The sequence below is a fragment of the Streptomyces sp. NPDC048142 genome (genome assembly GCF_043202835.1).
Taxonomy (GTDB): Bacteria; Actinomycetota; Actinomycetes; order Streptomycetales; family Streptomycetaceae; genus Streptomyces.
Genome location: NZ_JBIDBC010000005.1, coordinates 213,072 through 225,438, shown reverse-complemented (window position 1 = coordinate 225,438; position 12,367 = coordinate 213,072). Strand labels below are relative to the sequence as shown.

At 73.3% G+C, this 12,367-nt stretch carries 10 protein-coding genes; 7 read left to right on the top strand and 3 right to left on the bottom strand.

The window, feature by feature from the left end:
* The first annotated feature begins 197 nt into the window (after positions 1-197).
* The 4 genes from pheS (at position 198) to ACGF2Y_RS09725 (ending at position 6,237) form a co-directional block, all read left to right on the top strand.
* Entirely contained in the window at positions 198-1,337 is a 1,140-nt protein-coding gene (gene pheS / locus ACGF2Y_RS09740; protein WP_392944641.1) for a phenylalanine--tRNA ligase subunit alpha, read from the top strand.
* The gene (gene pheT / locus ACGF2Y_RS09735; RefSeq protein ID WP_392944639.1) at positions 1,337-3,850 is read left to right on the top strand and encodes a phenylalanine--tRNA ligase subunit beta; all 2,514 of its coding nucleotides are present in this window, start codon (positions 1,337-1,339) and stop codon (positions 3,848-3,850) included. Before pheS ends, pheT begins: the two co-directional genes overlap by 1 nt.
* Before the next feature lie 420 nt (positions 3,851-4,270).
* Positions 4,271-5,620, top strand: coding sequence for a transcriptional regulator (locus tag ACGF2Y_RS09730; RefSeq protein WP_392944637.1), 1,350 nt, complete (start codon positions 4,271-4,273; stop codon positions 5,618-5,620).
* A gap of 86 nt (positions 5,621-5,706) precedes the next feature.
* On the top strand, positions 5,707-6,237 hold the full coding sequence (locus tag ACGF2Y_RS09725; protein ID WP_392944635.1) for an NUDIX domain-containing protein: 531 nt from the start codon (positions 5,707-5,709) through the stop codon (positions 6,235-6,237).
* A gap of 164 nt (positions 6,238-6,401) precedes the next feature.
* Here the strand turns inward: ACGF2Y_RS09725 and ACGF2Y_RS09720 are convergent, their stop codons facing one another.
* Positions 6,402-7,262: a 3-hydroxybutyryl-CoA dehydrogenase gene (locus tag ACGF2Y_RS09720; RefSeq protein WP_392944633.1), complete on the bottom strand. Its 861-nt coding sequence runs from the start codon at positions 7,260-7,262 to the stop codon at positions 6,402-6,404.
* A 234-nt stretch (positions 7,263-7,496) separates the two neighbouring features.
* Between ACGF2Y_RS09720 and ACGF2Y_RS09715 the strand changes: the two genes are divergently transcribed.
* A complete protein-coding gene (locus ACGF2Y_RS09715; protein WP_392944761.1) occupies positions 7,497-8,771 on the top strand; it encodes a glycoside hydrolase family 10 protein in 1,275 nt (424 codons plus the stop codon).
* A 114-nt stretch (positions 8,772-8,885) separates the two neighbouring features.
* On the opposite strand, the gene ACGF2Y_RS09710 is transcribed toward ACGF2Y_RS09715, so the two are convergent.
* Positions 8,886-9,092 (bottom strand): DUF1918 domain-containing protein, encoded by a 207-nt coding sequence (locus ACGF2Y_RS09710; RefSeq protein WP_392944631.1) that lies wholly within the window; start codon positions 9,090-9,092, stop codon positions 8,886-8,888.
* 47 nt (positions 9,093-9,139) lie between these two features.
* Positions 9,140-10,168, bottom strand: coding sequence for a DMT family transporter (locus ACGF2Y_RS09705; RefSeq protein ID WP_392944629.1), 1,029 nt, complete (start codon positions 10,166-10,168; stop codon positions 9,140-9,142).
* Between ACGF2Y_RS09705 and ACGF2Y_RS09700 the strand changes: the two genes are divergently transcribed.
* Both ACGF2Y_RS09700 and ACGF2Y_RS09695 read left to right on the top strand, forming a co-directional pair.
* Positions 10,167-11,621 carry a PLP-dependent aminotransferase family protein gene (locus ACGF2Y_RS09700; protein WP_392944627.1) on the top strand — a complete coding sequence of 485 codons (1,455 nt, stop codon included), beginning with the start codon at positions 10,167-10,169 and terminating at the stop codon, positions 11,619-11,621. The genes ACGF2Y_RS09705 and ACGF2Y_RS09700 overlap by 2 nt on opposite strands.
* Before the next feature lie 140 nt (positions 11,622-11,761).
* A complete protein-coding gene (locus ACGF2Y_RS09695) occupies positions 11,762-12,337 on the top strand; it encodes a histidine phosphatase family protein (protein ID WP_392944625.1) in 576 nt (191 codons plus the stop codon).
* Positions 12,338-12,367 lie beyond the last annotated feature (30 nt).

Here is a 12,367-nt window from a genome sequence, read left to right as displayed (position 1 = left end):
CGCCAGGGATGACGGGACAGCCCTTGGAGGGGTTTGCGCAGCAATCAGGCAGGGTGGCGCGGTGGGCGACGGGAGGGCTGAGCTGCCCACAGGCTCCTCGACCGTCCTGCGGCCTTTAGACTCGACCTTTGGCACCTTTGCGTCCTCCAGTCGTCGAGCGGGGTCGCGCCATCAGCCAATCGGAAGCACGGGAAGAGATGTCGGCACCGAACAAGTCGTACGACCCAGTCGAGGTCGAGGCACTGAAACCGGAAGAGATCGAGCGCCTGCGGGACGAGGCGTTCGCCGCCTTCGCCGCCGCCGGTGACCTCGACGCGCTCGCCCAGGCGAAGACCGCGCACACCGGAGGTACCTCGCCGCTGTCCCTCGCCAACCGCGAGATCGGCGCCCTGCCCCCGCAGGCCAAGGCCGAGGCGGGCAAGCGCGTGGGCCAGGCCCGCGGCGCCGTCTCCAAGGCGCTGGCCGTCCGCCAGGCGGAGCTGGAGGCCGAGCGGGACGCCCGGGTGCTCGTCGAGGAGGCCGTGGACGTCACACTGCCCTACGACCGCATCCCGGCCGGCGCCCGCCACCCCCTGACGACCATCATGGAGCGCGTCGCGGACGTCTTCGTGGCCATGGGCTACGAGATCGCCGAGGGCCCCGAGGCCGAGGCGGAGTGGTTCAACTTCGACGCCCTGAACTTCGTGCCCGACCACCCGGCCCGCCAGATGCAGGACACCTTCTTCGTACAGGGCACCACGCCCGACGGGAAGGCGACCGAGGGTGACGAGTCCGGCGTCGTGCTGCGTACGCACACCTCGCCGGTCCAGGCCCGGTCGCTCCTGGAGCGCAAGCCCCCCGTCTACGTGGTCTGCCCCGGCCGGGTCTACCGCACCGACGAGCTGGACGCCACGCACACCCCGGTCTTCCACCAGATCGAGCTGCTCGCCGTCGACGAGGGCCTCACCATGGCCGACCTCAAGGGCACCCTCGACCACATGGTCCAGGCGCTCTTCGGACCGGACATGAAGACCCGGCTGCGGCCGAACTTCTTCCCGTTCACCGAGCCGTCCGCCGAGATGGACATGGTCTGCTACGTCTGCCGCGGCGAGTCCGTCGGCAACCCGGACCGTCCCTGCCGCACCTGCGGCAGCGAGGGCTGGATCGAGCTCGGCGGCTGCGGCATGGTCAACCCGAAGGTGCTCACCGCCTGCGGCGTCGACCCCCAGAAGTACAGCGGATTCGCCTTCGGGTTCGGCATCGAACGGATGCTGATGTTCCGCCACAACGTCGAAGACATGCGAGACATGGTCGAGGGTGACGTCCGGTTCACCCGGCCGTTCGGGATGGAGATCTGATGCGCGTCCCGCTTTCCTGGCTGCGGGAGTACGTCGACCTGCCGGCGACGGAGACCGGCCGTGACGTACAGGCCAAACTCGTCTCCGTCGGCCTTGAGGTCGAGACCGTCGAGCAGATCGGCGCGGGCCTCAAGGGCCCCCTGGTCGTCGGACAGGTCCTGACCAACGAGGAGCTGGAGGGCTTCAAGAAGCCCATCCGCTTCTGCACGGTCGACGTCGGCACGGCCAACGGCACCGGCGAACCGCAGGAGATCGTCTGCGGTGCCCGTAACTTCTCGGTCGGCGACAAGGTCGTCGTGGTCCTCCCGGGCGCGGTACTGCCCGGCGACTTCGCGATCGCCGCCCGCAAGACGTACGGCAAGACCTCGCACGGCATGATCTGCTCCACCGACGAGCTGGGCATGGGCGACGACGGCACGCACGGCATCATCGTGCTGCCGCCGGAGCACGAGGTCGGCACCGACGCGATCGAGCTGCTCCAGCTCGTCGACGAGGTCCTCGACATCGCCGTCACCCCGGACCGGGGCTACTGCCTGTCCATGCGCGGCGTCGCCCGCGAGACCGCCATCGCGTACGGGCTGCCGCTGCGCGACCCGGCGCTCCTGGACGTGCCCGCGCCGAACGCGTACGGCTACCCGGTCAAGATCTCCGACCCGTCCCGCTGCGACCGCTTCACCGCGCGCACCGTCACCGGTATCCAGCCGGAGGCCCGCTCCCCGATCTGGATGCGCCGCCGCCTCCAGAAGGCCGGGATGCGGCCCATCTCGCTGGCCGTCGACATCACCAACTACGTGATGCTGGAGCTGGGCCAGCCCCTGCACGTCTACGACCGCACCCGGGTCGAGGGAGCGATCGGCGTGCGCCGCGCCGCGCAGGGCGAGAAGCTCACCACGCTGGACGGCACCGTGCGCGTGCTGGACGCCGAGGACCTGGTCATCACCGACGACCGCGGGCCGATCGGCCTCGCGGGCGTCATGGGCGGCGCCAACACCGAGATCGCCGACGCGGACGGCGAGCACGCCCTCACCACCGAGGTCGTCATCGAGGCCGCGCACTTCGACGCGATCTCGATCGCCCGCACCGCGCGCCGCCACAAGCTGTCCTCCGAGGCGTCCAAGCGCTTCGAGCGCGGCGTCGACCCGCAGGCCGCCGCGGCAGCGGCGCAGCGGACGGTGGACCTGCTGGTCCTCCTCGCGGGCGGCACCGCCGAGGCCGGGGTCACCGAGATCACCGCGCCCTCCGCGCCGCGCACCATCGCGATGCCCGCCGACCACCCGGACCGGGTCGCCGGTGTGGGCTACGGCCGCGAGACCGTCGTCCGCCGCCTCCAGCAGGTCGGCTGCGACGTCTACGGGCAGGACGAGCTGATCGTCACCGTCCCGTCCTGGCGGCCCGACCTGAACGAGCCGAACGACCTCGCCGAAGAGGTCATCCGGCTGGAGGGCTACGAGAACCTGCCCTCCACCCTGCCGACGCCCCCCTCCGGCCGCGGTCTCACCGACCGCCAGCGGCTGCACCGCCGCATCGGCCGGGCGCTGGCCGGAGCCGGTTACGTCGAGGCGCTCAGCTACCCGTTCATCGGCGACGCGGTCCTGGACCAGCTCGGCCTGGAGGCGGACGACGCCCGCCGCCGTACGGTCAAGCTGGTCAACCCGATCTCCGACGAGGAGCCGGCGCTGCGCACCACGCTGCTGCCGGGCCTCCTCGGCGCACTGCGGCGCAACGACGGCCGCGGCAGCCACGACCTGGCGCTCTTCGAGACCGGTCTCGTCTTCAGGCCGACCGGCCAGGAGACGCCCGCGGTCCGGCTGCCCGTCGACCGCCGGCCCACCGACGAGGAGATCGCCGGACTCGACGCGGCCCTGCCGCGTCAGCCGCGCCGCGCCGCCGTCGTCCTCGCGGGCGCCCGCGAGCAGGCCGGCTGGTGGGGCAAGGGCACCCCGGCGACCTGGGCGGACGCCGTCGAGGCGGCCCGCTCGATCGCCGCGGAGGCCGGTGTGGAGGTCATCGTCCGCGCCGACCAGCACGCCCCGTGGCACCCGGGCCGCTGCGCCGCGCTGTACGTCACCGTGAACGGCGAGGAGACCCTCTTCGGACACGCGGGCGAACTGCACCCCCGGGTGATCAAGGCGCTCCACCTGCCCGAGCGGACCTGCGCCGCGGAGGTCGAGCTGGACGTTCTGGAGCGGGCCGTCGACGGAGCGCTCCAGGCGCCCCGGATCTCCGCCTTCCCGGTGGCCACCCAGGACGTCGCGCTCGTCGTCGCCGGGGACGTCCCGGCCGCCGACGTGGAGCGGGCGCTGCGCGAGGGCGCGGGTGAACTCCTCGAATCGCTGCGGCTGTTCGACGTCTTCACCGGCGAGCAGATCGGCGGGGGCAACAAGTCCCTGGCGTACGCGCTGCGCTTCCGCGCCGCCGACCGCACGCTGACCGTCGAGGAGGCCTCGGCCGCCCGCGACAGCGCGGTGGCCCTGGCCGCCGAGCGCACGGGCGCGGTGCTGCGAGGCGCGTAGCACCTGCGACAGCGTTGAGAAAGGGCGTATCCGGCCACCGGATACGCCCCTTCTCCGTCCCCGCCGAGCGACGGAGGGACCACACGCCGGACCCGGAGCGGAACCGGGAGGAACGCGGTTCCGGCCTCCGTTCCGCAGCCACCCTCCTTCGTCGTCGGTCAGTGGGCTGTGCGGTCCGGGCGCCGTCCGCGCCGCCTCGGAGTGTCGGGCAGGTCAGCAGCGCGGACGGCGCGGGTGCGGGTCGTGGGCCGTTTACGAGGGGGAGCCGACGACCCGGGCCGCCCTCTTGCGGGGAAGCTCATTCAACCGGCCCCGGGACCCGCGCGGCAGAGCGCACAGCAGGAGGGTTCGGGCCTTTTGTTCACACCCCGTGTGAACCGTGCTCCACTAGGCTCGTTCCGACACGCACCTGGGGGGACGATGGAGCCCAATGTCCTGCTCGAAGCTCTGATCGAGGAGGCCGGTGTGTCCCGTGCGGGCCTCGCCGGTCACGTCAACCGGGCGGGTCTGGTCCGCGGGCTGAGCCTGCGCTACGAACACACGGCGGTCTCCCGCTGGCTCAAGGGCCAGCGCCCGCGCGGGCAGGTGCCCGACCTGATCTGCGAGGTGCTGGCCGGCCGGCTGGGGCGTCCCGTCGGGCTCGACGACATCGGGATGGGCGCCTTCGCCGCCCCGGGGACGGAGGCCGGCGCCGGGGGCGGCTCCCTCTCCGGGTTCGTCGAGCGGGCCACCGCCCTGTGGCGCTGTGACGAACAGCGGCGCCCGCACCTGGCCACCGTGCCCGCCGTCACCGGCACCCCGGCGGTGATGCCGGTCTGGGAGTGGGAGAACCCGCCGGAGGACACCGACGTCTCGCGGCCGGGACCGGGCCGGGTGAGCGCGGCCGACATAGCGATGCTCAAGGCGGCCCGCGACCACTACGAGCAGATGTACCGCAAGGCGGGCGGCGTCGCGACCAGGTCCCGGATCGTCCGCTTCCTCAACGCGGAGGCCGCGCCGCTGCTGCGCGGCGGCCACAGCGACGCGCTCGGCCGGAGCCTGCACCGGGCGACCGCCGGGCTGGTGGCGGTGGCGGGCATCTGCGCCTATGACTCCGACGCCCACGGACTCGCCCAGCGCTACTTCCACCAGGCGCTGCGGCTCGCCAAGTCCAGCGGGGACCGGGGGCTCGGCGGCTATGTGATCGCCCTGCTGGTCACCCAGTCGCTGTTCCTCGGCGACCACCGCCGCTCCATCGCCTTCGCCGAGGCCGCGCTGCGGGCCGCCGGAGGCCACATCACCCCCGCGCTCGCCGCCGATCTGCACGCCATGCAGGCCAAGGCGTACGCCCGGCTCGGCGACGCGGCGAGCGCGCGGGCCTGTATCGGGCGGGCCGAGGCCCAGGCGGGCCGGATCCACACCGGCCGGGAGCCGGACGAGACGGGGTACGTCCAGCCGGGCCTGGTCGACGTCCAGGTGGCGGAGGCGCTGCTCGGTCTCGGGGATCTGCCGGCCGCCCGGGAGCACGCGGCCTCCGCGGTGCGCGCCCCGGCGCACGACCGGGGGCGCGTGCACCGTCTCGCGATGCTGAGTCATATCGAGCTGCTTCAGGGCGAGGCGGACCGCGCGGCCGGTACAGCTGCCGAAATGGCGATGAGAGCCCGGGGAATGGAGTCCCAGCGGCTGCGCGACCGGCTGCGGCAGGTCCGGAGCGAACTGGCCGCGAGCGGGTGCGCCGACGCCGTGGGGACCACCGACCTCATCGACGAGGCGCTCCGCGTGCCTCTGTGAGCTCCGCCGACGCCCCGTCGTCCGTTCCTCCCGGCAGCCGAGCCTGCTGACATGTTGACCCCAACATGTCGAAAGGCGGCACAACCGTGCAGTGGACGAACCTAAGCGAACAGAATGTGTATCAGAACCCGTGGTTCCGGGTGAATCTGGCGGACGTCCAGCTCCCCGACGGCAGCCATCTCGACCACTTCGTCATCCGGCTGCGCCCCGTCGCGGCCGCCACCGTCGTCAACGGGGCGAACGAGGTGCTGCTGCTCTGGCGGCACCGGTTCATCACCGACAGCTGGGGGTGGGAACTGGCCGCGGGCGTCGTCGATGACGGCGAGGACATCGCGGCGGCCGCCGCCCGCGAGATGGAGGAGGAGACCGGCTGGCGCCCCGGCGAACTGCGCCCGCTGCTCACGGTGGAGCCGTCGAACGGCCTCACCGACGCCCGCCACCACCTGTACTGGTCCGACGAGGCGCACTGGACCGGGCACCCCAGGGACGCCTTCGAGTCCTCACGCCGCGAGTGGATACCGCTCAAGGTGATCCCGGACATGATCGCCCGGGGCGAGGTGCCCGCCGCGAACATGGCGGCCGCCCTGCTGATGCTGCACCACCTGAGACTGGGCTGACCCCGGCCCCGTACGAGCGGCCCCGTACAGGTGCCCTGTACGCGCGAGGAGCCGGCCCCGGGGTGGCCGGGACCGGCTCCTGACAGCGAAAGGCACGTACGGACCCAGCCGTACAGGACTCAGCCCTACGGATCTCGGCCCTACGGATCTCAGGCGTACTGATCTCAGGCGTACGGGTAGAAGCCCGACCCCGTCTTACGGCCGAGGCGCCCCGCGTCCACCATCCGCTGGAGCAGCGGGGGAGCGGCGTACAGCGCCTCCTTGTACTCGGCGTACATCGAGTCCGCGACCGAGGCCACGGTGTCCAGGCCGATCAGATCGGCCAGCTTGAGCGGACCCATCGGGTGGGCGCAGCCCATCTCCATGCCGTTGTCGATGTCCTCGCGGCTGGCGATGCCCGACTCGAACATCCGGATCGCGGAGAGCAGGTACGGGATCAGCAGCGCGTTCACGACGAAGCCGGACCGGTCCTGGGCGCGGATCGGGTGCTTGCCGAGCACGTCCTGCACGACGGCCTCGGCGCGCGCGATCGTCTCGTCCGAGGTGGTCAGCGCCGGGATCAGCTCGACGAGCTTCTGCACCGGGGCCGGGTTGAAGAAGTGGATGCCGATGACCCGGTCCGGGCGCGAGGTGGCGACGGCCAGCTTCACCAGCGGGATCGAGGAGGTGTTGGAGGCCAGGATCGCGTCCTGCCGGGTCACCACCTGGTCGAGCACCTGGAAGATCTCGGTCTTGACCTGCTCGTTCTCCACGACGGCCTCGATGACGAGATCGCGGTCGGCGAACTCCCCGAGATCGGTCGTGAAGCTCAGGCGGCCAAGGGTCTCGTCCCGCTCCTCCGCGCTGATCTTGCCGCGCTCGGCGGCCTTCGAGAGGGAGTTGTGCAGACGGGTGCGGCCGATCTCCAGCGCTTCGCCGGTGGTCTCGGCGACCTTCACTTCGAGGCCGCTGCGCGCGCACACCTCCGCGATACCTGCGCCCATCTGGCCACAGCCCACCACTCCGACGCGTGCAATGTCGGCCATAGAGTCCGTCACCTCGTGCCTTTCGCTGTTCTCCGTATCGCAGGGTCCCGTGTGATTCCGGTGCCCGCCTCGACCCCACGACGTTACTCCGAATGCCGACGCGGACGTCCCGCGGGTCAGGACGGCCACGGACGGGCATGATGCGATGACACAGAGCTATCGAACTCGGGTGCGGGATGTGATGGAGAGAGGTGGACCAGGATGCGGCGAACGGGCGTGGCGAGAAGGGTGTTCGTGCTGAGCGCGGCCGGGCTGCTGGCGGCGATGACGACGGCCGGTGACGCGGTCGCCTCCCCGGTGGCGGGGAGAGCGAAGGGCGGCGGGCGGCCGGAGGCGGCGCCGGGGCGGGTGCGCGGCATGTGGATCGCCACGGTCGCCAACCTGGACTGGCCGTCCGCGCCGGGACTCACGGCGGCGCGCCAGGAGGCCGAGCTGTTCGCGTATCTGGACCGGGCGGTCGAGCTGCGGCTCAACGCGGTGGTGCTCCAGGTCCGGCCGACCGCCGACGCCCTGTGGCCCTCGCCGTACGAGCCGTGGGCCGCCTGCCTCACCGGGACCCAGGGCGAGGACCCGGGCTGGGACCCGCTCGGCACGGCGGTGCGCGCGGCACACGACCGGAGCCTGGAGCTGCACGCCTGGTTCAACCCCTACCGGGTGGCGAACCACACGGACCCCGGCCGCCTCGTCGCCTGCCACCCGGCCCGGCTGAACCCGGACTGGGGCGTGCCGTACGGCGGGAAGCTCTACTACAACCCCGGGCTGCCGGAGGTCCGCCGCTTCGTCCAGGACGCGATGCTGGACGCGGTGCGCCGCTACGACATCGACGCGGTGCACTGGGACGACTACTTCTACCCGTATCCGGTGGCCGGGCGGTCCTTCGACGACGACGCCGCGTTCGAGCGGTACGGCGGCGGCTTCGAGGACCGGGCGTCCTGGCGGCGCGACAACATCGACCGGCTCGTGCGCGAGACGGGGCAGCGGATCCGGCGGATCAAGCCGCACGTCCGCTTCGGCATCAGCCCCTTCGCGGTCTGGCGCAACGCGGCGACCGACCCGCGGGGTTCGGACACCCGGGCGGGCGTGCAGACCTACGACGACCTGTACGCCGACACCCGTAAGTGGATCAAGGAGGGGTGGATCGACTACATCTGCCCGCAGATCTACTGGCACATCGGCTTCGCCGCCGCCGACTACGCCAGGGTCCTCGCGTGGTGGAGCGAGACCGTCCGGGGCACGGGCGTCGACCTGTACGTGGGCGAGGCGCTGTACAAGGCGGGCGACCCCGCCCAGCCGGACCCCTGGCAGGACCCGGCGGAACTCTCCCGCCACCTCACCCTCGCCCGGGAGCACGAGGAGGTGGGAGGCCATGTCTTCTTCTCCGCGAAGAGAGTGATGGCCGACCGGATCGGCGCGATGCGGCGCGTGGTGGCCGATCACTACACGGGCCGGGTCCGGCTCTACCCGGACCGGGGCCGCACCTATCCGCACCGCGGCCGCCCTTCGGGGTGAGCCGGCGCCCGGCCGCCGGGCGGCGGCGACCCGCACGGGGGAGGCGGGCCGGGGCGGCGGCCGAGCGGCGCGGGGGCCGGAACCCGGGCGTGCGGTCCCGGCCCGGCGCTCGTACTACGGCTGCTCGTCCTTCGGCGCGTCCATGTGCTGGACGACGCTGTCCGGGCCCGGTGCCATCAGGTGTTCGTGTCCGTCGTCGAAGCGGAGCCGGTACGGGGGAGCGCCCCCGTCACCGAGCACCTCGATGATCTCGGCGACCCGGTCGTGCTGTCCCACGGTCCTGCCGTGCATCAGCAGCCGGTCGCCCGTGTGTGCCTCCATCGGGAGCGACCTCCTCACAGGGGAGACGGTGATCCGTGTCGACAAGTCTATGACCGTACGGGCCGGGACACCCCCGCTGCGCGGCGACCGGCCCGCTGAGTGGCGGCGATACAGACCAGCACGGCCACCGCCGCGACCGGGGCGGCGGCCGACATCTCCTCGCCGAGCAGGAGGAAGGACCACACGAGCGTCAGCAGCGGCTGGGCGAGCTGGAGCTGACTGGCGCGGGCGACCCCGATCGCCGCCATGCCCCGGTACCAGACGTACAGCCCGAGGAAGGCCGACCCGGCGGCGAGCCAGAGCAGGCCGATGACGCCGTGGGCGTTCAGGTGCACGGGTTCGAGCGGCAGGGCCACCAGGCTGCCCGCCAGCGCGAGCGGCAGGCACAGGACCAGCGCCCAGCCGATCACCTGCCACCCCGGTATCGTCCGGGCCAGCCGGCCGCCCTCGGTGTACCCGGCCGCGCACACGAGCAGCGCGCCGAACAGATACAGGTCGCCGGAGGCGAGGGCCCCGCCGCTCTGCCGCACGGTGAAGGCGATCACCACGGCCGCCCCGGCGAGAGCCGCGATCCAGAACGCGCGCGCGGGCCGTTCGCCGGTGCGCAGGGAACCCAGCACCGCCGTGGTCAGCGGCAGCAGGCCCACGACCACGGCCGCGTGCGAGGTGGTGGACGTCTGCAGGGCCAGCGTCGTCAGCAGCGGGAAGCCCACCACCACCCCGCCCCCGACGACCGCGAGCCCGGCCCAGTGCCGGCGCTCGGGCAGCGGCACCCGCGCGGCCAGCAGCACACTGCCCGCGATCAGGGCGGCGAGCACGCTGCGCAGAGCGACCAGGGACCAGGGGCCGAAGCTCTCCAGACCCCAGGCCGTGGCCGGGAAGGTGAGCGAGAACGCCACGACGCCGAGCCCGGCGAGCACGGTGCCGCCCCGGGCGGCCGGGGCCCCCGGCGCGGCCCTGTGCCCCGGCGTGTTCCCGGCCGCTGTCCGGGTGATCGCGGGGGCGGCCTGCGAGGTGACGCCCGGACCGGCGACCGCTATCGAAGAAGGCGTAGTAGCGCTATCCTGTACTCTCATGCAAGAGCGTAGCAGCGTCGCGGAACTGGTCACTTCCCTGCGGGTCGAGCTCAACCGCTACTCACCCGGTGGAAAGCTGCCGTCCAGCCGTGCGCTCGTCGAACGGTTCCGGGTCAGCCCCGTCACCGTCTCCCGCGCCATCGCCCGGCTCGCCGCCGAAGGGCTGGTCGTCACCCGGCCAGGCTCCGGCGCCTTCCGTGCGCATCCCCGCGCCGCCCTGCCCGCGCCGGGCGACACGTCCTGGCAGGAGGTGTCGCTGAGCGGCGACGGCGGGCCCGAGGTGGTGCCCCGTACCGTCGACGCCTCCGGGGTGCTGGTCACCCTCGCCGCACCGCCGCCCGGCGTCATCGAGTTCAACGGCGGCTATCTCCACGCCTCGCTCCAGCCCGAGCGGGCGCTCTCCGAGGCCCTGGCCCGCGCGGGCCGCAGACCGGGCGCCTGGGGCCGCCCCCCGACGGACGGACTGCCCGAACTGCGGTCCTGGTTCGCCCGCGAGATCGGCCCCGCCGTCTCCGGCACCGACGTCCTGATCACCGCGGGCGGCCAGAGCGCACTGGCCACCGCGCTGCGCGCGCTCGCCCCGCCCGGCGCCCCGGTCCTCGTGGAGTCGCCCACCTACCCCGGGATGCTCGCCGCCGCCCGCGCCACCGGACTGCGCCCCGTCCCCGTGCCGATGGATACCGACGGGGTGCGTCCCGAGCTGCTCGCCGACGCGTTCCGGGCCACCGGCGCCCGGGTCTTCGTCACCCAGCCGCTCTTCCAGAACCCCACCGGGGCCACGCTCGCACCCGCCCGCCGCCCCGAGATCCTGGCCATCGCCCGTGCGGCCGGCGCGTTCGTGGTCGAGGACGACTTCGCCCGCCGGCTCGTCCACGACGACGCCGGACCGCTCCCCGTGCCGCTGGCCGCCGAGGATCCCGACGGTGTCGTCGTCCACGTCTGCTCGCTGACCAAGGTCACCTCGCCCAGCCTCCGGGTCGGCGCCCTGGCCGCCCGCGGACCGGTGCTGGAGCGCCTGCGGGCGATCCAGGTCGTCGACAGCTTCTTCGTACCCCGGCCGCTCCAGGAAGCCGCGCTGGAACTCGTCGGCTCCCCGTCCTGGGGCCGCCACCTGGCCGCCGTCGCCACCGAGCTGGGACACCGCCGTACGGTCATGGCGGCCGCCCTGAGCAGCGAGCTGCCGGAACTCACGCTGCCGCACCTCCCGGCGGGCGGCGGCAGCCTCTGGCTCCGGCTCCCGGGCAGCGGCGCGGGAACGGGCACCGACGAGCCGGCCGTCGTCTCCGCCGCCCTGCGCGCCTCGGTCGCCATCGCCCCCGGCCGCCCCTACTTCTGCGCCGAACCCCCGGCCGGACACGTCCGCCTCAGCTTCGCGGCGGTGTCCGGAGCGCCCGAGATCGCGGAGGGCGTGCGCCGCCTCCGTACCGCCTTCGACGGCCTCCGGGGCTACTGAGGGCGTCCGGGACACGGGCGGCCTCCAGGCTGCTGAGGGCCTCCGGGGCTGCTGAGGGGTGGCCGTCCCGGGGGCCGTCCGTTCGGGCCGGGCTTGCGTGCCCCCTTGACCAGACAGGCGTTCGGCCCCACGATCCCGCCATGACGCTTCGGGTCTCCTTGGTCGCGGCGGCGCGCAGCTCCTCCCGGCTGGCCGAACGCTTCGACGACGACCGGCCGCTCGATCAGGCCGGCCGGCACGAGGTGTGGCTCGCCGCCCACACGCTCGTCCCGCTCGGCGCCGCCGAGCTGCGCTACTGCTCGCCCACCCCGCGCAGCCGTGCCACCGGGGACGCCCTCGGCTTCGCGCCGATGGCGCAGCCGGCCCTGCGCGACTGCGACATGGGCCGCTGGCGTGGGCTGACCCTGGGCGAGGTCACCGCCCGGGAGCCGGCCGCCGTGGACCTCTGGCTCACCGACCCGCGCAGCGCCCCGCACGGCGGTGAGTCGATGCTCGGCTTCATCGGGAGGGTGGGCGGCTGGCTGGACACCCGCCCGGCCGCCGACGGCCTCGTCGTCGCGGTCGCCGAACCCGCCGTGATCCGGGCGGCCCTCGTCTACGCCCTGAACGCCCCGCCCTTCGCGTACTGGAACGTCGACGTCCGCCCGCTGTCCACCATCACGCTGACCGGCCGTCCGGGCCGCTGGAGCCTGAGCCTGGAGGCGGGCATCCGCTGACCCGGGAGGGAACGGGGGAGCCGAGCCAAT